The organism is Xanthomonas hyacinthi, from assembly GCF_009769165.1.
GTDB classification, from domain to species: Bacteria; Pseudomonadota; Gammaproteobacteria; order Xanthomonadales; family Xanthomonadaceae; genus Xanthomonas_A; species Xanthomonas_A hyacinthi.
The window spans coordinates 1031429-1053094 of record NZ_CP043476.1; the positions used below are offsets into that span (position 1 = coordinate 1031429).

Sequence of the window (21666 nt, forward strand, 5' to 3'; positions counted from 1 at the left end):
CGGCTAGTCGGTCAGGGCGCGAAATCCGCCGACGACGAAGCGCATCATCGTCGGATAGGCGGCGCGCAGGTCCTCGCTGGCCATCCTGCCGTCCGAAATGATGTCAAGCCCACCGTTGATCGCAAACGCCCCCATGATGACCGAGATGAAGCAGCTGAAAGCCCTTAGCCCAGCGGCCTTGTCGAGCCGCGGCTCCGCAATCGAAATACGCTCCATCGCCGCAAAGCCGATATCGCGGAAATAGGCCTGCAATAGCGGCATCCAGCGCCTTTGCTGCTCCAGCACCGCGATGAGCTGGCCGTAGGCGCGCCAACCTGGATCGCCGCTGCTCATCAGTTCAAGGATCGGGCGGGTGAAGGCGTCCATGACGTCCTCCAGCGTATCGCTCGGGGAAAGCCGCGCGAAGGCGGCGAACTGCGCGTCCTTCAGCGAGCCCGCACGACGTGCGATGACGGCCTCGAGCAATGCCTCCTTGGCCGGGAAATGGTAAGTGAGCAAGCCCAGCCCGATACCGGCGCCGCTGCTGATGGTGCGCATCGGCACACCATCGAACCCATTCTCGGCGAACAGCCGTTCAGCCGCATCCAGGATGAGCGCCCTGGATGTGGCGGCATCTCGCTTTACCTTGACGTAATCTCGTTTTACCTTGACGTTGGTCAACTCGGCTCCTTCTCCGTCGGCCTGAGCCAACGATCATTTCACAGGCGTCACGATACCGTCCGCTTCGTAAACAATCGATCAGCGGCAATCGGTCAGACGCCTTCAGAACGAGGTAGTCCCAGCGCCCGCAAGTGCTGCACTGCACCACGAAAAAAGTTTGACGAACGCCAAAAAACCCATTGACGAAGCGCTTCCGCAACTTTATGGTGCGCTTGCATTGTCGTACGTACGTACAGTTCCGACCTCCTCAAAAAAGACCAACCGAATCCACCGCGCGAGCCGCAAGTTCGTTCGCTAGAGAAGGATCCGCACCATGGCGACCCGTAGAGCATTCATCCAAGGTGTACTCGCGACGAGCACGGCGGCGATCATCGGGTCGGTCCCTATGATCATCGCCGAGTCGCAGGCGAACCGACGCCGCTTCCACAGCGTGCTCGTCGATGCACGTTTCCACCAGTGCCTGGCATTTGGAGCGGCCGCCGCGCGTCTCGGCGAGCGCGTCCATTCGTTCAAGGCCGATCTCAACGACTTCTGGGTCGACAACATCGAACGCGCCGCACCGGGCAAAGGCTTCGCGATCGCCGGCATGACGACCCACAGCGCGCTGTTCTGCCTTGCGCAGTTGGGGGATCCCAGAATCAACAAGATCGTGCTGATGACCCGGCATGCGTCCGTCGCGGGCGTCTGCCGCCATGAGATCCATGCCGCGCCGCCCCTCGTGGCGGCGGCAGATGCGCTGCTTGCGGGCGATGACTGGCCGACGCGTTCGGCCCAACTTGCAATTGCGTGTGCCCGGCAGGCCCAGCCCGTAGCCTCATCGTTCCTCGACGGTCCCGGCGCGAATGCACGGGAACGCGACACGCTTGTCTCATGGGCCATCGTGCCTGTCGATCGCCCCACGCCGTGGGCTCAGTCATTCGGATCATTCTCATGACGCTACCGCTTCCACCCCAGGTGAGCGCTACCGCGTTCGCCACCGCCCTGGACAAGTTTGCGTCCGTGCTTGGACCAGAATGGGTCTATCGCGAAGAAAGCGACGTCCTGCTCTACCGCGACGCCTATTCCCCGGCGTGGGGCGAGCCCGACGAGCGCCTGCCCTCGGCCGCCCTGGCGCCGGCGACCGCCGAACAAGTCCAGCAGATCGTCCAGATCGCCAATCAATACAAGATTCCGCTCTACCCGATCTCGACCGGCAAGAACCTCGGCTATGGCGGCTCGGCTCCGAACATGACCGGTACGGTCGTGGTCGATCTGAAGCGGATGAACAAGATCATCGAGGTCGATGATCGCCGGCATTTCGCGATCGTCGAACCGGGGGTCTCGTATTTCGATCTCTATCAATATATCCGCGAGCGCAATCTCAAGGTGATGATCGACTGCCCCGATCCGGGCTGGGGCAGCCTGGTCGGCAACGCGCTCGATCACGGCGTCGGCTATACGCTTGGCCACTACCGCGATCATTTCGGCAGCCATTCGGGCATGGAAGTTGTCCTGCCGAACGGCGAGATCATGCGCACCGGCATGGGCGCGCTGCCGAACTCCAAGACCTGGGGTGAATTCCGCTACGGCTTCGGACCGTGGGTCGATGGCCTGTTCGGCCAGGGCAATTTCGGCATCGTGACCAAGATGGGCTTCCGCCTGATGCCGGAGCCTGAGCATTTCCTCGCCGGCACCATCACCGTGCCGCGCCGGCAGGACCTGATCCCGCTCGTCGACATGGTCAACGTACTCGAACATATGAACGGGCTCGGCGCTCCGTTCTATAGCAGCCCGCTGCTGCCCATCAGTTTCGCGGATCCCGCGGTCGCGAAAATCGCAAACGATCCGAACGTCACGGATGCCGACCTCAACAAACTCGCGTCCGACCGGAACCTGCACTACTGGCACGTCGAGCTGCCGTTTTACGGTCCGAAAGAAGTCGTGCAGGCGGCCTGGAATGTCGCCGCGCGGCAGATTACCAGCAAGATTCCCGGCTCCAAGGCCGAGATCCTCTACGACGTCAGCTTCCCGATGGCCGACAGGGAACGCCGTGGCTTCCCGCACAAGGTGGCGCTCGGCATTCCCAACCTCGATATCTTCACCGGCCGCAGCGAGCACAATCCGATTCCACCCGATGGCCATTTGTGGTTCGCCTCGGTCGTCCCCAAGACCGGCGAAGCCCTGTTCGAGGCGCACAAGGTCTTCGCCGAAGCATCCCGGAAAGTCGGTGCACAGCCGGTGTTTTCGCCCTTCAGTCCACCCTGTCCCTGGATGCCCTACACGTTCATCCTGATCAATTTTCTGCCGATCTCGAAGAGCGACCCGGAACTCAACAAGCGCTCCCGGCAACTCTTCGAGCACTACATCAGGGCCGCAGCGGATGCAGGCTATGGCGAGTACCGGGCGCCGCCGATGTTCCATGACGTCGTCTCCGACGTCTATTCCTTCAACGACCATGCGTTGCGCAAGTTTGTCGAGACGATGAAGGACGCCGTCGATCCGAACGGGATCTTCGCGCCCGGCCGCTGCGGCATCTGGCCCAAGCGCTTCAGGGGGAACCGCCAATGAGCCTCCACGAGTTGGGAGGCCGCATGGCCGCCCTGGCTACCATTCTTGCCACGCTGACGCTTGCCAGCGCATGCGCTCAGACCAGCCAACCACCGGCCGCGGCCACCGCCACCGCCACCACCCCGCCCGACCATGCCGCCACGCAAGCGGACCCGAACGCGCCGATGCCTCGCCCCAGCGGTTCGGCGCTGGTGCAGCGCGGCTACGACGTCTTCCAATACAACTGCGCGGCCTGCCATGGCCGCGGAGACGGTGGCCGCGACTTCTTCAGCGGCCAGATCAACCCGCGCAAGCCCGGCACCGAGGCGCTCTATGCCCGCAGCAAAGGCGCGGTCCCGGCGTTGCTCGAAGAACGCACCGACTTGCCCCCGGAAGTCATCGCCTATTTCGTGCGCAACGGCATATCGCTGATGCCGGCGTTCCGCAAAACAGAGGTGAGCGATGAGGATCTGCAGGCACTGTCGGCCTATCTCACCCGCAACAACAAGTAGCGCGACAGAACGACGTCGGCACCTCCCGCCCGCAGGAACGCATAGATGAGCATCCCATCGCAACAGCACGCGCCGCGGACCGTCCGCCCGCGCACAACGACCGCCATCGAACCGAGGAGGAGCCTGAGCATGCGTGCCGGAAGCCGGAGTTCGAACATACTCATCTGCCTCTACGCCGGCCTAGCCGCCGCCGCCGTGGGCAAGGCCATACCGCTCATCGGATCGATCGATGCGGATCTTGGCACAAGCCCCTCGCAGTCCTCATGGCTGATCTCGATCGTCATGGCCGTGGGCATCCTGGTCGCGCCGTTTGCCGGGCGGGTCGGCGTTCGTTTCGGCGACAAGGCGATGCTGGCCGCCGGCATCGTCTTCGAGGTCATCGGCTCTTCGGTCGGCGCAACGGCCACGAGCTTCGTGCTGCTCATGCTGGGGCGCATCATCGAAGGCCTGGCCTTTTTCCTGATCGTGAATTCGGCCATGACGCTGTTGATGAAAACCAACGACGGCGCGCGTCGCTCCGGCGCCGCGGCGCTGTTCATCGCCTGCATTCCGCTCGGCATTGGCGTGTCTGCGGCACTATCGGCACAGATCGTGGCGCTGGGGTGGCGAAGCGTGTTCTGGAGCCACGCCGTGATCATGGCGATCGCTCTGGCGGGTTGCGTGTTCTTCCCCAAGGCGGTTGCGGGGCAAGACAACGCTCATGCCGCCAACGGCGTGCTTTCCGCGTATCGCCGCATGCCGCCGATCTGGCTGGGCATGGTTATCGCCATACTCAGCATCGTGCAGCTGGGCAGCACTGCGCTGCTGCCGACCTACCTGACGCAAACCTATGCGCTCTCGATTGGCACAGCCGCAGGCATCAGCTCGATCGGCCAGATCATCGGAATATCCGGCAACCTGCTGGCCAGCATCCTGCTGAGTCGCGGCGTGCGTGGCAGCAGGATCGGCCTGCTTTCGATCGCACTCAGCATCCCGGCCGGCGTGCTCGTCTTCGTCCCGGCCCTCGGTCTGCATGCCAATTCGGCGTCCTATCTCGCAGTTCTGCTGTTGTGCGGATGCGCCGGCAGCGCGCTGGTGACGCTGGCGCCCACGCCCATGGTCACAGAAAGCCCGGTTGCGCTCGGCCAAACCAATGCCGTCATCAATCAGTTGAACAGTCTGGGCTTGCTTGTCGGTCCGCCACTGATGTTCGCCGTATATGCGAACACCGCGCAGTTCGGACCGAGCCTCGTGGCGATCCTGTGCATGATCGTACCGATTCTCATCCTGAATCTGTCGGGATTGCTCAACAGCGACGCGTCTAGCCCAAACGGCAAAGCCACCGCCCGACGATAGGGAAGCAAGCTTCCGCCCACGATGAAGCGAAGCGCCTGCGCCAAGGCTAGCCGATTGTCTAGCGCCTGCGGACAGATCCGTCACCCGTCGTGGAGACCGTAGCCGGCAGACGCTCAGTCGGGCACACGACACCGACTGGCGTTGCAACGACAGCGCTCATGACCGGCTTGTACGCTTTCCAGCCCCCAACACACAAGGTCCCCGTATGCAGTACCTTCGAATCGATGCAGCGCCCACGCCGGCAGACGCGCAACTGGTCAAAGTGCGAATGCGCGACGGGATCGAGCTGGCGGCCGATCTTTATGCGGCCGACGCCGAGCCGAACCTTCCATCGCCGACGATCCTGATCCGGACGCCCTACGACAAGGCGGGCAAGAGCTGGACCTATCCGGAAATCGCGCGGACCTTCGCAGCCCACGGCTACGTCGTGCTGATCCAGGATGTTCGTGGCAAATTCGGCTCGGGTGGTACCCCGGAGTTCATGATCCATGAGGCCGAGGACGGCTACGACACGATCGAGTGGATAACCAGGCAACCCTGGAGCAATGGTTCTGTCGGCATGTGGGGAACGTCCTACTTCGGCTTCACCCAGCTTGCCGCCTTGAGTTCGGCACATCCGGCCCTCAAGTGCATCACACCGCGGATGACCGGTTCGCATCTCGGCATGCCGCTGACGCACCGCGACGGATCGCGGGATGTCGAACATGTGGTCAACCGCTGGTATTACGGCGCGGCCTATCTCGACGATCATCTCTATTTTTCCGATCTGAACTGGACCAGGCCCTGGGTTCATCTGTTCGACGATCTCTTCAAGGAGCTCGGCAAGGACTCCGCCGATTTCAGGGCTTCGTTCGAGAAGACCTTCCTGGATCGCCCGCTGAAGCCCGCGACGCTGATCGCGAACCCGATCCCGACCCTCTTCACTATCGGCTATTACGACTTCGCCTCGCACTGGACGTGGCGCGACGTCAACACTCTCGCGCGCGCGCCTTCCTGGGCCGGGAAGGTGTTCCTGCGCCTCGAGGCAATCGATCACGAAGGTTACAGCCTCGACCAGGCGCCATTCGGGCCGGAGGACAATCACAGTCTCGAGCAGAATCAGAAGGCGCGCCACAGGCGGCTTCGCCGGATCGTCGACCCCTATCTGCCGTTCTTCAACAAGCACCTCAAAGGCTTTGGCGAAGGCGTCGCTCCGGTTTCCTACGAGATCTGCCACGGCGACTGGCAGACGGCTACCGCCTGGCCACCGGCACCCAGCCAACCGGTGCGGCTGTACCCGCACGCGACGGCCGCCGGGAAAGGGACACTGCAGGAGTTTCCGCCGTCCCGAACGCTCGCGCGCTGGACGCACGATGGCGGTGATCTCGTGCCGTCGGTTTCGACTGGCGGTCCGCCTGCTGGACCTGCCGCCAAGGCATTGCTCATGGTTTGGCCGGACATGGCGCCGCTCGGCGAGCGCGCCGACATCCTGAGCTTCGTCGGCGCTTCGGTAGCGACGGACGTCACGCTCGCGGGGCAGGTCACCCTGAGCGGACGCGTCGCCTCGACGCTCGACAGCGTCGATGTCTTCGCGCGTTTGCTCGATCTCGGCCCCGATGGCAAGGCGCATCTCATCCTGCGCGGCCAGGTCCGTCTTGATCTCGATCCCACCGAGCGGATCGATGACGACGCGGCAGTGAGCCGAGGTCTCCTGCCGTTCTCCGTCGATCTCACCCATACCGCCTACGTTCTGAAAACGGGACACCGCCTGCTGCTGCACGTGTTCGGCAGCGACTATCCCGAGTTTACCGCCAATGGCGGCGCCGGGGTCGATCCCTGGCTCGTCGAGACCGTCCCGTCCGGCATCCATGTGCTGGAATTGGGATCCGAAACAGGAGCAGTGCTCGAATTCCGCGTGCTTGGCACCGCGGATCAGCTTGGCGCTGCCTTTTCCCCGCATCGCAGCTGAATTGGAGTCGAGCATGACTGATTATCAAGGTAAGGTCGCATACATCACCGGAGCGGGAAGCGGCATCGGTCGCGGACTCGCTCTTGCCTATGCCAGGCGTGGCGCCGCGCTGGCGCTGGTCGATGTTTCGAAGGAGGGACTCGCAGAGAGCGAGCACCTGGCGCTCGCCGCGGGCGCGCCGAAGGTCACCACCCATGTGACCGACGTGTCGCAATGGGACCAGGTCGAGCGTGCTTCGACCGAGGCGCTCGCCGCCCATGGCGAGATCCATTTCGTCTGCGCCAACGCCGGCGTCGGCTTCGCCGGCGTGCCCTTCACCAAGGCGACGCCGAAGGAGATTCAGTGGGTGTTCGGCGTAAATTCGCTGGGCGCCTTCTACACGGTGCGCTCGCTGCTCCCGTCGATGCTCGCTCACGGCAAGCCAGGGCACATCGTCTGCACCGCATCGGTCGCAGCGCTCATCGCCGCTCCGGGCTGGCACATCGGTTTCTACGCAGCGACCAAATCGGCTGTCAGCATGATGGCCCAGAGCATGCGGGACGATATCGGCGATGCTCCGATCGGCGTCTCGGTGGTCTACCCCGGGCTGATCGACACCAACATCGGCTCCAATGCGGCCAGGTTGCGCCCGGATGGCGGCGTCAAATCCCAAGGCGTCTCCGGTCTCGACACGACGCAGGGACTTTCCCCCGACCGCGCAGCGGAAATCATCTTGGCCGGTGCGCAAGCCGGTGTGCGCCACATCTTCACGCATCCCGAGCTGTCGAGGGAAGAGCAAGAAAGGCGCCACGCCGAGATCCTGGAGGGGATCGCCGCCTCTATCTCCATCAACGCCAGCGGCCGGACAGAGACCCGCGCCTAGGCAACCAGGCACGGTGTGCGTCCGTAGCCATCGGGCGCACGCCACGCAGCGCAGTTCCGCAGCATCGGGTCATCCCGATGCTGCGCCCCCCAACGCAGCAACACCGTTGTATGTACATCGTGCCTGCCGCGCATCAGCGCAGCGCTGCGACGAGCCTTTAGCTCTGAATCGTCGCAGCGATCGTTGCCACTGCCACCGTGCTGCTATTCGGCCGATGGCAGAAGGACGATCAAGACAATAGAAGCGCTAGCGCAAGCGGCTGGTGTGTGGACGAGCCATCGATTCCAACTGGGGGAGGAACACCATGAACACATTCAAACGACTCGCTTTCTCGCTGACCATGGCGCAAGCCTTGTTTCCATGCGCCGCGTGGGCTGGCGAAGGCATCAAAGCTGCCGGGCCGATCGGCGGCACCGACATTCGGCAGGCCTGGCTGCCCCCGCCTGGGCTCTATGCGGCCGGCGTGGGTATCAGAGGCCGATTCAAGGAGTTTCTAGGGTCGGACCAAGACTACGCTGCCACCGGCGACTTCATGGTTGGCGGTGGCGGACTTCTGGCCGTCTACCCCGTTGAAGTATTCGGCGGATCCCTTGCCTCAAGCGTCTTCGTCTCCGGCGGCAAGACCTGCTTTGGCCTCAAGTCGGGTCGAGAAACCTGTTCGAGAGGCATGGGCGATACGTATGCGGACCTGCTGGTGTGGTCGCGTCTTTTCCCGAGCAAGGGACCCGAGGCGCAACGCGATCCGCATATTCCGTATGGCCTGCAGGTGCTGTTCGGGCTGGGCGTGAGTTTTCCGAATGGCGTCTACAAATCCTCCAAAGCGGTCAACAACGGCAGCAATGTCTATGACACGGCACCGAATGTCGCACTTACCTATACCAGTCCCAGCATCTTCGGTGAAACGCTTGGGGACGCCACCGAGTTCAGCGTGCGCATGTTCTACAACCACTACAGCCGCAACGACGATACCAACTACCAGAGTGGGGATCTGGTCAGCGCCGATTTCTCGGTCAGCCAACGTGTCAGGCAGTGGCAGTTCGGGGTCACCGGCACCGGCTATGTTCAGATCGAAGACGACGAGAACGCAGGAGTGAAGGTACCCAATGGCGGCAATCGGGGCCGGCTACTGCAACTGGGGCCAGTGGTATCTTATGACTATATGGCGAGGGGCCGCCCATGGAACGTCACGCTGAAAGGGTATTTCGCTGCTGGCGGCGAGAACATCGCTTCCTCCAACATTCTCATTCTTAGAATAGGTACGAAATTGTTCTGAGCTTCACGGTACCGAGGCCAACGCGTTGGCCTCACCCAAACTCCATTCAAATAAAATTATTAGCAGGACAATAAACATGATTCGTAATCTCATTGCCGCTTCCGTACTTTTTATGGCATTCAATACATCGATGGCGGCGGAATGCAAGGCTACTGTCGACTCCAATGACCAGATGTCCTTCAATACCAAGCACATCGATATCCCAAAGGCCTGCAAGACCTTCACTGTCACCCTCACCCACTCCGGCAAATTGCCGCGGAACGTCATGGGTCATAACTGGGTGCTGAGTAAAGAGGCCGACATACAGTCGATCGCCACCGACGGCACGGGCGCTGGTCTTGGCAAGAATTACCTGAAAGATGGCGACGCGCGCATCATCGCCCATACCAAAATCATCGGCCCGAAAGAGTCGGATTCGGTGACATTTCCCGTCTCGAAACTTTCCCCGGGCGAAAAATACGGCTTCTTCTGCTCGTTCCCAGGCCATTTCAGCATGATGAAAGGCAGCGTGGACCTGAAGTAGGAGTTTGATTAAGGTGGCGGTCGAATCGGCCGCCAGGACACGATGGCGAATAACCTTCCCTATGCCAGGGCTGCGTGGGTTTCCCATCGCGCACGCCGGTGGATCAGTTCGGCCTTGTACAACCCGTTGATGATTTCGGCCAAGGCGTTGTCGTAAGCATCGCCGACGCTGCCGACGGAGGGTTCGATGCCGGCTTCGGCCAGGCGCTCGCGGTAACGGATCGAGACATGCAGGCTGGCTGCCGCGGTCGGAGCGATGGAGTAGCGCGCCCTCCCGCTGCCCGGCGCGGGCGTACAGCGCCTGCTCCGGCGCATCGAGCACGACGTCGGCCTTCATCGAACGGCTCACGCGCCAGCCGACGATGCGGCGCGCGGACACGTCGATGACGAAGGCGCCGGACACGACGCCCTGCCAGGTGCTGACATAGGGGAAGTCGCCGACCCACAACGGGTTCGGCCGCGCCGCCTGCCGTGGCGGCCGCGCTCCACCTGGGCGAAATACGCGCTGGCCAGCGTCAGGATCGGGTTGGTGCGGCGCAGCTCGCGCACCTCGCGTGCGATTTCCTTGATGCGCTGCTGCTCATCCGTCGTCGCTCCGGCGCGTACGCCGCGGTCACACGCATCTTGGCGGACCCAGCGCCGCAGCGTTCGCTGCTACAGCCGATCTTGCCGGCGATGGATGCGCTCGCCGCCCACTGCGACGGGTACTGATCCTTGGCCTCGAACACCAGGCGCACCGCACGCTCGATGACCTCGGGGGTGAACTTCGGGGACGTCCTCGTCATGGCGCCCTCTTCTCAAACGAAGGAGCCTGCGGGAAAGCCGGGGCGCGCGGCCGACGACACCGCTCAGCCGTTCCAGCGCGTCTTGGCCAGCAGCTCGTCGTCCCAGTCGTAGCCGATTGCACCGTCCTTCAGGAACAGCGCGACGAAGTTGTAGACGTTGCGCGCGTACATCTCGCTGGCGTGCACGGCGCCCATGCTGGCCAGGTCGAGCGGGCCGGCGACGACCACGCCGGCGTGCTCGATGGTCTCGCCGGGGCGGGTCAGTTCGCAGTTGCCGCCGGTCTCGGCGGCCAGGTCCACCACCACGCTGCCCGGCTTCATGCCCTCGACCATCGCCGCGCTGAGGATCTTCGGCGCCGGCCGCCCGGGCACCGCGGCGGTGCACACCACCACGTCGATGCCTTTCAGGTGCTCGGCCAGGCGCCGCTGCTGCTCAGCGCGCTCCTCGTCGGTCAGCTGCCGCGCATAGCCGCCCTCGCCCGTGGCGCTGACCCCCAGGTCGAGGAACTTGCCGCCCAGCGATTCGATCTGCTCGCGCGTCTCCGGGCGCACGTCGAAGCCCTCGACCTGCGCGCCCAGGCGCTTGGCGGTGGCGATGGCCTGCAGGCCAGCCACTCCGGCGCCGACGATCAGCACCTTGGACGGGCGGATGGTGCCGGCGGCGGTGGTCAGCATCGGGAAGAAGCGCGGCGCCAGCTGCGCGGCGATCAGGGTGGCCTTGTAGCCGGCCATGCCGGCCTGCGAGCTGAGCACGTCCATCGCCTGGGCGCGGGTGGTGCGCGGCAGCCGCTCCAGCGGGAAGGCGAGCAACTGCCGCGCCTGCATCGCCTCGGCGCGCGCCGGATCGGCCTGCGGCTGCAGGATGCCGACCACGCCCGCGGCGGGCTTGAGCTGGCTCAGCGCGGCGACCGGCAACGGCTGCACGCACAGCACCAGATCGGCCTGCGCCGGGGTCGCGGCATCGGCGAGTTGCGCGCCGGCCGCGAGATAGGCCGCATCGACGAAGCCGGCCGCGACGCCGGCACCGGGTTCGACATGCACCTGCGCGCCGAGCGCGACCAGCTTCTTCACCGTCTCCGGCGTTGCCGCCACGCGGCGTTCGCCGTGCGCCGTTTCCTTTACCACCAGCACCTGCACTGCCATGCGATTCCCCATCCGTTACCCGCCGTAGTCGTCGCCGATGCTACAGGGTCCGCGCGGCGATGGCAGCGCCGGTCGTCCTGGCCGGTCGCGCTGCCGATGCAGGAAGCCACTTGTGTGCGACTTCACTCGCGACAGGCGTTCTCGGTAATGCCGTCGCGACTCCCACCTGACAGACCCAACGCGACCTGCTCGGAAATCGATGACGCGCCTAGTGCAAGGTCGCGTTGTGCGGATCGAGCCGGTCGATGACGCCCTGCATCGCGCTGTCGAAGGCGCCGTCGTTGATGTGGCTGCGCAGCCGGCCCAGCCGCACCATCACCGCCAGTTCTTCCGGCGAGGCCACGCAGAAGCGTACGCCGCGGCGGTTGACGAACAGCAGCCGCGCCGAGATCGGGCTCACCCACGACAGCTTGCCGGTCTGGACCTTGCCGTCGCGGTCGATGAAATCCAGCCAGGTGCCGATCGGCATCGCGCGGAAGCGGTCGGCGTCGGCGTTGTCGTAGTCCTCGACCGTCTCCGCCGCGGTGACCTCCACCGGCTGCGCCTCCTGCGCCGGCGGCTGCGGCAGCGCCACCTGCGGCAGTTGCGGCAGCGGGCGTTCCAGTTCCGGGCGCAGTTCGGCGACCGCCTGCAGCGTGTCGTGCAGCACGTTGATCGCCGCGGCGGCCGCCTCGGCATGCAGGCCGACGCTGGCGAAGACCTTGTTCAGCGGCCCCTGCCAGGCCTGCAGCCAGGGCTTGCCGACGATGTGCCGCCGCGCCTCGGCCGCTTCCTCGAGCAGGCCGTCGGCCAGCGCCAGCGCATCGCACACGCCAGCGCCGTCCTCGCCCTCGCGCAGCACCGCCATGGTCAGATGGTGCTGCCACGGCAGGCGCAGGAAGTCGTCCAGCGCCTGCGGCAGCTGCACGCCCTGCAGCCGCACCTGCAGCTCGGCCTCGGCGCGCTGCCGGGCCAGTTCCAGCTTTTCCTGGCCGCGCTGGGTCTCGGCGGCGCGGCGCTCGGCGATCTCGATGCGGCGCCGGTGCTGGGCCAGGAAATCGCGGAATTCCTCTTCCAGGGTCAGGAAGATCGCCAGGTTCTCGTTGAACTCGGCGACCAGCCGCTCGATGATCTCCTCGACCTTGCCCATCAGCACGCGCTCGGCCGGGCTTTCGCCGTTATTGCCTTCGCAGGCCTCGGCCAGCGAGTTGAGCAGGCGCCGCGCCGGGTGGGTCTTCTGCACGAACATGCGCCGGTCCAGCAGCGCGACCTTGACGAACGGCACCACCAGGCGCCCGATCAGCTCGCGCGAGCGCCCCTCCAGGTCGCGCTCGTCGAGCATCACGTCGAACAGCATGCCGACCAGGTCGATCGCGTCCTCGTCGACCGGATCCAGCCGCGCATGCGCCGGATCCACGCCGAACTGGGTGGCATTGGACAGCACCTCGCTCTTCAGCCGCTGTGCCAGCGATTCGCCGTCGTCGCCGATCGCCGCACGCAGCGTGGCGCTGGGCGTGGCCTGCAGCAGCGACAGCACCGAGATCATCTCGCGCTGGCTCAACGAGCGCTGCTGGCCGACCGCGGCGCTCGCCGCGGAGGTGGCGCTCTCGCGCACGCTGCGGGTCTGCTGCAGCAGTTCGTGCAGCGCCTCCAGCAACACGCCCTGGCTGCCGCCGGGCAGGTTGGCGCCGGCCTCGGCGTAGCCCTCGGCGGACTGCAGGCGACCGCGGCTCTCGGCCCAGCGGTCGACGAAGCGGCTGGCCCAGGCCGGCGTGTAGTGCTCGTCGGACTCGCCCGCCCCGCCGGCAACGCCGCCGTCCTCGCCGAAACCGGCATGATGCTCAGCGCGTGCCTGGCGTTCTTCCGGTGCCGGCGCACGCCGCGGCGGCGGTCGTGGCCGCGAGATCTCCGGCATCACCCCGGCCCGCGCCAGACTGTCGTCCAGCTCCTGGTAGAGCTTGCCGATGCCGGCGGTGAGATCGCGCTCGCACAGCTTGATCAGCACCAGCCGCACTTCCGGGGCCAGGTCGCTGGTGGAGAACGCGGCATGCACCGCGACGCCGATGTGCTCGGGGCCGACCGGATTGGTGTCGGCGTCCAGTTCCAGGCCGCCAGCGATCCAGCCCAGGCGGCGGTCGATGCGATTGAGCACCGGCTTCCATTCGCGCAGCAGCACGCTGGCCAGGTTGCGCACCGCCAGCCGCGATTCCAGTTCGCTTTCGGAGACCAGGCTCAGGCCCTGGCCGTAGCCGGCCAGCGCCACTTCGGCCGACAGCGGCGTGCCGGCGTCCAGCGCCTGCCAGGCCTGGTCCAGCTGCGCACGGAAGCGCGCCGCGATCTCGTCGCGGCGGCGGCGCAGCTCGCGCATGCCGTCCAGGAACAGCAACTGCGAGGCGCCGGCGCTTTCGGCGCGGTCGAACAGCACGTCGTCGAAATGCGCCAGTGCGGCGGCGAACGCCTGCCCCAGCACCGGCAGCATGCCGTCGCGCGCCTGCATCAGCAGATGCGGGTCGCGCGCGGGATGTGCGTGCGGCGAGCTGGGGCTGACACTCATGCGCGAAGGCTCCGCGCCGGGAGCAGCGCAAGGGAAAGAGTAGAAGGAAGTCGAACGGACACAGCCCCTGTTTCCGCCTCTGCATGGTAGGCAAGGGACCTGAACGTCAACTGTGATGTACCTCGCATTTCAAGCTCCGGAGTGTGACCTCATGCCTCATCCTAGGCGGTCCTTGCGTAACGTAGGCTGCGCCGCGGTGCGAACCCGCACCTGGCGCCGTATGGTTCAGGCCGCGACCGCGACCCGCTCCAGCCGGTCCACCGCGCCCTGCATCGCGCTGTAGAACGCATCGTCGTCGCGATGCAGGCGCAAGCGATCCAGTTGCACCATCATCGCCAGTGCTTCCGGCGAGGCGACGCACAAGCGGCCGCCGCGGCGGTTGACGAACATCAGCCGCGACGAGATCGGGCTGACCCAGGACAGCTTGCCCGGTTGCACGCGCCCTTCGCGATCGACGAAATCCAGCCAGGTGCCCATTGCCAGGGTGCGGAAATACTCGGCGGTGACATGGTCGAAATCGCTCGCCTGCGCCGGCTCCGGCAGCGCCGGCACCGCCTCGGCCGCCGGCGCCTCGGGCGCGACGGCCACCGGTGCGGGCGCCACGGTCTGCACCGGGCGCGCATGCGCCAGATCGTCCAGGGCCGCGTGCAGGCCCAGCCAGGCGGCCTCGGCGGCGGCCGCATCCAGGCCGACGCTGGTCCACAGCCGCAGCAGCTCGGCGCGCTGCGGCTGCAGCCAGCCGCCGGCCGGCACGCCACCGCCGGTCTGCGCCTGACGGCATTGCGCCAGCACCGCGTCGCCGAGCGCCAGCGCCGCGCTTACCGCCGCGCCATGGCCGTCGTCGCGCAGCGCCGACTGTTGCAGGTACTGGCACCAGGGCTGGCGCAGGAAGGTCTCGATCGGCGCCGGCGACGCCGTGCCGTCCGCGCCGCGCTGCAGGCGTTCGTGCACGGCCTGCGCGGCCAGGCGCCGCGCCTTGTCGCGGCGCTCCTCGGCGCGCTGCAGCTCGGCCGCGCGGCGCTCGGCGATCTGCACCCGGCGCCGGTACTGCTCGTAGGCGCTGCCAAATTCCGCTTCCAGGGCCAGGAACACCGCCAGGTGTTCGTCGAAATCGCGCAGCACCCGCTCCACCACGTCCTGCGCCTGCGCCAGCAGCACCTGCTCGATCGCGCTGTCGCCGGCGTTGCCGTCGCAGGCATCGGCGAGCAGGTTGAGCAGGCGCCGCGCCGGATGCCCGTCGCGCACGAACAGGCGGCTGTCGATCAGTGCCACCTTGGCCAGCGGCACCAGCATCTGCCCGAGCAGTTCGCGTTGCGCCGGCTGCAGCACGCATTCGTCGAGCATGACCTCGAACAGCAGCCCGACCAGCTCCAGCGTGTCCGCATCGGCCGGATCCAGGCGGGTGGCGGCCGGATCCAGCCCCAGCGACGCGCCGATCGCCACCACCTGCCGGCGCAGCCCCTGCGCCAGCGCTTCGGCGTGTTCGCCGATCGCGGCGAAGCCGGCCAGCGGCGTGGTCTGCAGCAGCGACAGAATCGACAGCAGTTCGCGCGGCGACAGACTGCGGCGCGTGTCGGCGGCCGCCTCCGCCGCTGCCGGCTGCGCCTCGTGCAGCAAGGCGCGCAACGCCGGCGGCAACACGTCATGGTCGTCGCGCGCATGCGCGTCCAGTGCGCATGCGGCGCGGCGCTGCGCGGCCGACAGCGGCGCGGCGGCATTCCAGGTCTGGAAGAAGCGGCTGATCCAGTCCGGCGCCGGGTCGTCGTCGCCGGCGCCGTTGCGCGGGATGGCGCGGCGGCGCGTGCGCCCGACCGGCAGCGAACGCGCCAGCGCGACCTCGTCCAGGCGCCGTTCCAGCCGGCCGTACAGCTCGCCGACCCGTTCCTGCAGTTCCTGCTCGCAGATCTTGACGATCGCCAACTGCACCTGCGGCGCCAGCACCAGGCCGTGCAGCGCAGCATAGACCGCGGCACCGACGTGCTCGGGGCCGAACGGGTTGTTGTCGGCATCGATGCGCTGGCCGCCGGCGATGAAGCCGAGGAAGCGGTTGAGCCGCATCAGTTCCGGGCGCCAGCGGTGCTGGATCGCGCCGGCCAGGTTGCGCACCGCCAGGCGCACGTCCAGTTCCTGCTCGGAGACCAGGCTCAGGTCGCCGCGCGCGCGCGCCAGGGTGCGCTCCACCGACAGCGGGCGGGCCGCCTCCAACGCCTGCCAGGCCTGCGCCAGGTGGCCGCGGAAGCGCGCGGCGATCGGCTCGCGCTGCTGCCGCAGCAACTGGATCGCCTCGAGATAATCGTTCTGTGCCGACCCCGCCCGCTCGGCCATGCGGAACAGCGCGTCGGCGAGCACCTCCAGCACCTCACCGAACGCTTCGGCAAGCGGCACCGACACCACGTCCCGGACCTGGTCGAGCAGGTCCGAATTGCGGCTGGGCAGCGGCTCCTCGGCATATTCGGCGATTGTCATGGCAGTGTGATACGCACGCGCAAGTAAGACCGACGTCAATTCGGAAGTTAGCGGCAGATCGAGGATGGAACTTGACTCTCCGTGTAACCGCGGCATCCGCTGCCGCTGTCGGGCGCGCGACTATAATCCGGCACCCGCCCCACGGAATCGAGACTATGCGCACACTTCACTCGCTGCAAGCGCTGGATGAGCGCCGCTCGGTGCCGTCCAAGCAATTGGGCGAGCCCGGACCCGACCACGCGACCCTGCTGGCGATGCTGCGCTCGGCGGTGCGCGTGCCCGACCACGGCAAACTGGTGCCGTTCCGGTTCCTGCGCATCGCCGGCCAGGCGCGCCTGGCGCTGGGCGCGTTCCTGGCCGAGCGCACGCTGCAGCGCGACCCGGACGCGCCGCCCGCCGCGGTGGAGAAGGATCGCGAGCGCTTCGCGCATGCGCCGCTGGCAATCGCGGTGATCGCGCGGCTGCAGCACGAGGAGAAAGTGCCGGAGATCGAACAATGGCTGAGCGCCGGCTCGGTCTGCTTCGCGCTGCTGCAGGCGGCGCAGGCCTATGGCTTCGGCGCGCAGTGGCTGACCGCCTGGATGGCCTACGACGCCGCGGTGGCGGCGCGGTTGGGCCTGGCCGAGAACGAGCGCATCGCCGGCTTCATCCATATCGGCACGCCGCGCCTGCAGGTGCCGGAGCGCGAGCGTCCCGATCCGCAGCAGCTGCTCAGCGACTGGACCCCGTGAACGCGGCGACGCCGACGCGACCGCTGTACCTGGTCGATGCCAGCCTGTACGTGTTCCGCGCCTGGCACTCGATCCCCGACGAGTTCCAGGATGCGCAGGGCTGGCCGACCAACGCGGTGCACGGCTTCGCCCGCTTCCTGCTCGACCTGCTCGAACGCGAGCGCCCGCAGCACATCGTCATCGCCTTCGACGAAGCGCTGGACAGCTGCTTCCGCAATCGCCTGTATCCGGCCTACAAGGCCAACCGTGCGCCGGCCCCGGACGCGCTGCGGCGCCAGTTCGCGCACTGCAAGGCGCTGTGCGCGGCGCTCGGCCTGGGCGTGCTGGCGCACCACGACTACGAGGCCGACGACCTGATCGGCAGCGCGCTGCACAGCGTGCGCGGCGCCGGCTTCCACGGCGTGATCGTGTCCGCCGACAAGGACCTGTCGCAGCTGCTGCTCGAATTCGACGAGCAGTGGGACTACGCCCGCGGCCAGCGCTGGGGCGCAGCCGGGGTCAAGGCGCGGCACGGCGTGCATGCGCACCAGATCGCCGACTACCTGGCGCTGACCGGCGATGCGATCGACAACATTCCCGGCGTCGCCGGCATCGGCGCCAAGTCCGCGGCGATCATGCTGGCGCATTTCGGCGACCTGGACACGCTGCTGGCGCGGATCGACGAGGTCGCGTTCCTGCGCCTGCGCGGCGCCGCGCAGATGGCCGTGCGCCTGCGCGAACAGCGCGAACAGGCGCTGCTGTGGCGGCAGCTGGCCACGATCGCGCTGGATGCGCCGCTGCATTCGGCCGCGCCCGGCTTCGCCCGCGGCCAAGCCGACGCCGACATGCTGCACGGCCTGTGCGAAGCGCTGCGCTTCGGCCCGCTGACCCGGCGCCGGCTGCTGCGGGCGGGGCTGGACAGTCCGCTCGGCTGAGCACGGCATCACCGCACGGCGCCGCGCGCGCATCGCCGCGACACCAATGCCACTACACTGCGGCACAGCCCGGCCGCGCGCTGTCGCGGCCGCTTCACCCTACTTCCGAACCGAGCGAACGCCGCCCATGACCCGCCACGATTCTCCGCCCCGCATCGTCTACGAAGGCAAATACCAGCGCATGGTGGTGCGCGGGACCTGGGAGTATTCCGAACGCGTGCACGCCGGCGGCCTGGCCGCGATCATCGTGGCGGTAACCCCGGACGACGACGTGCTGTTCGTCGAGCAGTTCCGCGTGCCGCTGCAGGCGCGCACCATCGAGATGCCGGCCGGGCTGGTCGGCGACATCGACGCGGGCGAATCGATCGAGGTGTCGGCGGTGCGCGAACTGGAGGAAGAGACCGGCTGGACCGCCGACCACGCCGAAGTGCTGATGATCGGCCCGACCTCCTCCGGCGCCAGCAACGAGAAGGTCGCCTTCGTCCGTGCCAGCGGCCTGCGCAAGGTCGGCGACGGCGGCGGCGACGCCAGCGAGGACATCACCGTGCACGCGGTGCCGCGCACCTGCGCCGCGGCCTGGCTGGTGCAGAAGATGGGCGAGGGCTACGCGCTGGACGCCAAGCTGTGGGCCGGGCTGTGGATGATCGAGCACCAGTTGGACGGCACCCCGCGTGGCTGAGCCGACGGCACGCGCGGACGCCAGCCCGCCCCTGCTCGGCGCCGGCGATCCGCCGCCCTATCGCGTGTACCAGGCGCAGGGCCGCTCGCCCTATCTGCTGATCGCCGACCACGCCGGGCAGCAGGTGCCGCAGGCGCTGGCCGGCCTCGGCCTGCCGCAGCACGAACTGGACCGGCACATCGGCTGGGACATCGGCATCGCCGGGGTGACCCGCGCGCTGGCGCAGGCGCTGGATGCGTTGGCGATCGTGCAGACCTATTCGCGGCTGGTGATCGACTGCAACCGGCCGCTGGCGGCGCCGGGTTCGATCGCCGAGGCCAGCGACGGCACCGCGGTGCCGGGCAACCAGGGCCTGGACGCCGCCGCGCGCGCGGCGCGCGCCGAGGCGATCTTCTCGCCCTACCACGCGCGCATCGCCGCAGAACTGGACCGGCGCCGCGACGCGGGCATCGCCACCATCCTGATCGCGATGCACAGCTTCACCCCGGCGATGGCGGGGGTGGCCCGGCCCTGGCACGCCGGCGTGCTGTACCAGCGCGACACGCGCTTTGCCCACGCGCTGCTGGCCGAACTGCGCGCCGAGCCGGGACTGGTGGTCGGCGACAACCAGCCGTATTCGGTCAGCGATGCCACCGACTACGCGATCCCGGTGCACGCCGAGGCGCGCGGCCTGGCGCATGTGGAACTGGAGATCCGCCAGGACCTGATCGCCGACCCGGCCGGGCAGCGGCAGTGGGCGCAGCGCTTGCTCTGCATGCTGAATCGGTTGCAAGCTACCTTCACGCCGGGCTGAGCGCGCGCTGCGCACTCTCGGTGCATGCTGTCCGCGTCTGGACCCCCTCAGCTTCACGCACCGGACCCACTCCCATGCTCATCCGCCTCGGCTACGAGATCCGCTACCGTTTCCTGCAACCGACCCCGGTGCTGGCGATGCTCGACATCCACGACAGCCGCCGCACCGACATCGTCGTGGCCACCGCGCTGCAGACCGAGCCGGCGGTGCCGTTGCGCGGCTATCGCGACCAGTACGGCAACAGCTGCACACGCATGCTGGCCCCGGCCGGCGCGCTGACCCTGCGCGCCGACGCGGTGGTGCGCGACAGCGGCCTGCCCGACCAATACCGCTACGACGCGCCGCAGACGCCAGTGCAGGAGCTGCCGGAGCACACCTTGATGTACCTGCTCGGCAGCCGCTACTGCGAGACCGACCTGCTCAGCGGCATGGCCTGGGATCTGTTCGGCAGCGCGCCGACCGGCTGGGCGCGGGTGCAGGCGATCTGCGACTACGTGCATGCGCAGATCGAATTCGGCTACGTGCACGCGCGCCCGACCAAGAGCGCCGCGCAGGCGCTGCAGGAAGGCCGCGGCGTGTGCCGCGACTTCGCCCACTCGGCGATCGCGCTGTGCCGCTGCATGAACATCCCGGCACGCTATTGCACCGGCTACCTGGGCGACATCGGCGTGCCCGCCTCGGCGGCACCGATGGATTTCTCCGGCTGGTTCGAGGCATTCCTGGACGGCCAGTGGTACACCTTCGACGCGCGCCACAACCTGCCGCGCATCGGCCGGGTGCTGATCGCCCGCGGTCGCGACGCCGCCGACGTGGCGATCAGCAATACCTTCGGCTACAACACGCTGGAATCGTTCGTGGTGTGGACCGACGAGACCGACCAGGCGCGGCTGGATCCGCGTCCTGCCGCCGCAGCCAACGGCGCCGGCACCGGGGCCGCCGCGCTGCACACCGAAGGGCTTTATCTCTAGCGCGGTTTCGCTGCGGATGCGGGCGCTTGCGGCAGCGGGAGTCTAGGGCGAAGCCACCCAGATCCCCCTGCAGGGACATCGGGCCAGGCGATGGACGGCCCGGTGTTTTGTGGGAGGGACTTCAGTCCCGACTGCAGCGAACTCCCAGGACTTCGTCCGTCCCTTCATCCGCCCCTTCGGGGCAGCTTCCCCCAAAAAGGGGGGACATGGTCCCGCAGGAGAAGGAAGCGGCACACCGCGTGGCTGGCCGCGACATGCCCCGGCAAGCGCGCGCAAACGGCGCGACGTAGCATCGCGCGTCTCATCGCTTGCTGGAGGCTCGCCTTGCTACCCGCCCGCCGTCGCTGTCCACCTCTTCTGCTGCTGGTGCTGCTGCTGCAGGTCCCGGCATTCGCGCAACAAGTGGCCACCGATCCGCCGACGCAATGGCAGGCCGACGCCAAAGCCAACAGGAAAGCCGCCAAGCAGGCCGAGAAAGCCGCCGAACGCGCGGCGCCGCGACGCGCGGCAGGCGGCGGACCACCGCCTGGCGGCGAGGGTCCGGGTGGAGGCCATGACGATCCTGGCGGTCCAGGCGGCCCCGGCACACGCCGCGCCAGCAGCCCGCTGCAGATGCTGCGGCCGGAGATGGACTTCGCCGCGCCGTTGAGCGACACGCTGCTGCTCTACCGCACCCGCGAATCGGTGGTGTTCGGGCGCCGCGACAGCAGCGAGGTGGTAATGCTGCCGCTGTCCGGCGCGCCCGTGCAGATCGCACCCGGCGTGCAGGCGCTGCTGCACGACAACGCCGACGGCATGGTGGTGGAGATCAGCACCAGCAACGGCATCCGCGTGTCCTACCGCTATGTCGCCGATGCGCAGGATCCGGACAGCCTGCGGGTGCACATCCGCGCCGAGGGCCATGCCGAATCGCAGCGCGGCGGGGTATTCGAGGTCGAGCGCGTGTACCACCGCGGGAACGCCGCAAACCGCAAGCGCTGAGCCGCGCGACGGCGCCCGCAATGCCCGCGTCGCGA

The 21666-nt window shown here is 67.3% G+C and carries 18 protein-coding genes and 1 pseudogene; 14 read left to right on the top strand and 5 right to left on the bottom strand.

The features are described 5' to 3' along the window. Positions 1-3: 3 nt before the first annotated feature. Complete coding sequence (locus FZ025_RS04740) at positions 4-660, bottom strand: TetR/AcrR family transcriptional regulator (RefSeq protein WP_053057302.1); 657 nt, start codon at positions 658-660, stop codon at positions 4-6. Positions 661-973: 313 nt separating this feature from the next. Between FZ025_RS04740 and FZ025_RS04745 the strand changes: the two genes are divergently transcribed. From FZ025_RS04745 to azu, 8 genes are all read left to right on the top strand, one after another. Further along, on the top strand, positions 974-1594 hold the full coding sequence (locus FZ025_RS04745; protein WP_104557698.1) for a hypothetical protein: 621 nt from the start codon (positions 974-976) through the stop codon (positions 1592-1594). After that, positions 1591-3207, top strand: coding sequence for an FAD-binding oxidoreductase (locus FZ025_RS04750; protein ID WP_046980275.1), 1617 nt, complete (start codon positions 1591-1593; stop codon positions 3205-3207). The genes FZ025_RS04745 and FZ025_RS04750 overlap by 4 nt, the downstream gene beginning before the upstream one ends. After that, a complete protein-coding gene (locus FZ025_RS04755; protein WP_208803741.1) occupies positions 3204-3698 on the top strand; it encodes a c-type cytochrome in 495 nt (164 codons plus the stop codon). Before FZ025_RS04750 ends, FZ025_RS04755 begins: the two co-directional genes overlap by 4 nt. Before the next feature lie 45 nt (positions 3699-3743). Next, entirely contained in the window at positions 3744-5033 is a 1290-nt protein-coding gene (locus FZ025_RS04760; RefSeq protein WP_104557700.1) for an MFS transporter, read from the top strand. A gap of 205 nt (positions 5034-5238) precedes the next feature. Next, on the top strand, positions 5239-6981 hold the full coding sequence (locus FZ025_RS04765; RefSeq protein WP_046980273.1) for a CocE/NonD family hydrolase: 1743 nt from the start codon (positions 5239-5241) through the stop codon (positions 6979-6981). 13 nt (positions 6982-6994) lie between these two features. Next, entirely contained in the window at positions 6995-7843 is an 849-nt protein-coding gene (locus FZ025_RS04770) for an SDR family oxidoreductase (RefSeq protein WP_053057301.1), read from the top strand. Positions 7844-8147: 304 nt separating this feature from the next. Then, on the top strand, positions 8148-9116 hold the full coding sequence (locus FZ025_RS04775) for a SphA family protein (RefSeq protein WP_046980272.1): 969 nt from the start codon (positions 8148-8150) through the stop codon (positions 9114-9116). Between the two features lie 76 nt (positions 9117-9192). Further along, the gene (gene azu, locus FZ025_RS04780) at positions 9193-9639 is read left to right on the top strand and encodes an azurin (protein WP_046980271.1); all 447 of its coding nucleotides are present in this window, start codon (positions 9193-9195) and stop codon (positions 9637-9639) included. 65 nt (positions 9640-9704) lie between these two features. On the opposite strand, the pseudogene FZ025_RS04785 reads toward azu, so the two are convergent. The 4 genes and pseudogenes from FZ025_RS04785 to FZ025_RS04800 form a co-directional block, all read right to left on the bottom strand. Continuing rightward, a pseudogene (locus FZ025_RS04785) lies at positions 9705-10423 on the bottom strand (transposase); the annotation flags it as partial. Between the two features lie 63 nt (positions 10424-10486). Then, positions 10487-11566, bottom strand: coding sequence for an NAD(P) transhydrogenase subunit alpha (locus FZ025_RS04790; protein WP_046980269.1), 1080 nt, complete (start codon positions 11564-11566; stop codon positions 10487-10489). Positions 11567-11774: 208 nt separating this feature from the next. Then, entirely contained in the window at positions 11775-14099 is a 2325-nt protein-coding gene (locus FZ025_RS04795; RefSeq protein WP_046980268.1) for a DUF1631 domain-containing protein, read from the bottom strand. Positions 14100-14324: 225 nt separating this feature from the next. Next, a complete protein-coding gene (locus tag FZ025_RS04800; RefSeq protein WP_046980267.1) occupies positions 14325-16565 on the bottom strand; it encodes a DUF1631 family protein in 2241 nt (746 codons plus the stop codon). A gap of 155 nt (positions 16566-16720) precedes the next feature. On the opposite strand from FZ025_RS04800, the gene FZ025_RS04805 reads away from it, so the two are divergent. The 6 genes from FZ025_RS04805 to FZ025_RS04830 all read left to right on the top strand — a co-directional run bounded on the left by FZ025_RS04805 (position 16721) and on the right by FZ025_RS04830 (position 21631). Continuing rightward, entirely contained in the window at positions 16721-17296 is a 576-nt protein-coding gene (locus FZ025_RS04805; protein ID WP_046980266.1) for a nitroreductase family protein, read from the top strand. Continuing rightward, positions 17293-18210, top strand: a complete 918-nt coding sequence (locus tag FZ025_RS04810) for a 5'-3' exonuclease (protein WP_046980265.1) — start codon at positions 17293-17295, stop codon at positions 18208-18210. The genes FZ025_RS04805 and FZ025_RS04810 overlap by 4 nt, the downstream gene beginning before the upstream one ends. A 127-nt stretch (positions 18211-18337) precedes the next feature. After that, positions 18338-18889 carry an NUDIX hydrolase gene (locus FZ025_RS04815; protein WP_046980264.1) on the top strand — a complete coding sequence of 184 codons (552 nt, stop codon included), beginning with the start codon at positions 18338-18340 and terminating at the stop codon, positions 18887-18889. Beyond that, on the top strand, positions 18882-19682 hold the full coding sequence (locus FZ025_RS04820; protein WP_046980263.1) for an N-formylglutamate amidohydrolase: 801 nt from the start codon (positions 18882-18884) through the stop codon (positions 19680-19682). Before FZ025_RS04815 ends, FZ025_RS04820 begins: the two co-directional genes overlap by 8 nt. 74 nt (positions 19683-19756) lie before the next feature. Next, positions 19757-20650 carry a transglutaminase-like domain-containing protein gene (locus FZ025_RS04825; protein WP_046980262.1) on the top strand — a complete coding sequence of 298 codons (894 nt, stop codon included), beginning with the start codon at positions 19757-19759 and terminating at the stop codon, positions 20648-20650. 324 nt (positions 20651-20974) lie between these two features. Next, entirely contained in the window at positions 20975-21631 is a 657-nt protein-coding gene (locus FZ025_RS04830; protein ID WP_046980261.1) for a hypothetical protein, read from the top strand. The last annotated feature ends 35 nt before the right edge of the window (positions 21632-21666 follow it).

What these genes read in the sequence shown, in the direction of transcription:
- FZ025_RS04795 (WP_046980268.1), bottom strand. Translation starts at nt 14,099, where the DNA reads ATGAGTGTCAGCCCCAGCTCGCCGCACGCACATCCCGCGCGCGACCCG.
- FZ025_RS04765 (WP_046980273.1), top strand. Translation starts at nt 5,239, where the DNA reads ATGCAGTACCTTCGAATCGATGCAGCGCCCACGCCGGCAGACGCGCAA.
- FZ025_RS04745 (WP_104557698.1), top strand. Translation starts at nt 974, where the DNA reads ATGGCGACCCGTAGAGCATTCATCCAAGGTGTACTCGCGACGAGCACG.
- FZ025_RS04760 (WP_104557700.1), top strand. Translation starts at nt 3,744, where the DNA reads ATGAGCATCCCATCGCAACAGCACGCGCCGCGGACCGTCCGCCCGCGC.
- FZ025_RS04805 (WP_046980266.1), top strand. Translation starts at nt 16,721, where the DNA reads ATGCGCACACTTCACTCGCTGCAAGCGCTGGATGAGCGCCGCTCGGTG.
- FZ025_RS04825 (WP_046980262.1), top strand. Translation starts at nt 19,757, where the DNA reads ATGCTCATCCGCCTCGGCTACGAGATCCGCTACCGTTTCCTGCAACCG.
- FZ025_RS04770 (WP_053057301.1), top strand. Translation starts at nt 6,995, where the DNA reads ATGACTGATTATCAAGGTAAGGTCGCATACATCACCGGAGCGGGAAGC.
- FZ025_RS04800 (WP_046980267.1), bottom strand. Translation starts at nt 16,565, where the DNA reads ATGACAATCGCCGAATATGCCGAGGAGCCGCTGCCCAGCCGCAATTCG.
- FZ025_RS04755 (WP_208803741.1), top strand. Translation starts at nt 3,204, where the DNA reads ATGAGCCTCCACGAGTTGGGAGGCCGCATGGCCGCCCTGGCTACCATT.
- FZ025_RS04790 (WP_046980269.1), bottom strand. Translation starts at nt 11,566, where the DNA reads ATGGCAGTGCAGGTGCTGGTGGTAAAGGAAACGGCGCACGGCGAACGC.
- FZ025_RS04750 (WP_046980275.1), top strand. Translation starts at nt 1,591, where the DNA reads ATGACGCTACCGCTTCCACCCCAGGTGAGCGCTACCGCGTTCGCCACC.
- azu (WP_046980271.1), top strand. Translation starts at nt 9,193, where the DNA reads ATGATTCGTAATCTCATTGCCGCTTCCGTACTTTTTATGGCATTCAAT.
- FZ025_RS04815 (WP_046980264.1), top strand. Translation starts at nt 18,338, where the DNA reads ATGACCCGCCACGATTCTCCGCCCCGCATCGTCTACGAAGGCAAATAC.
- FZ025_RS04775 (WP_046980272.1), top strand. Translation starts at nt 8,148, where the DNA reads ATGAACACATTCAAACGACTCGCTTTCTCGCTGACCATGGCGCAAGCC.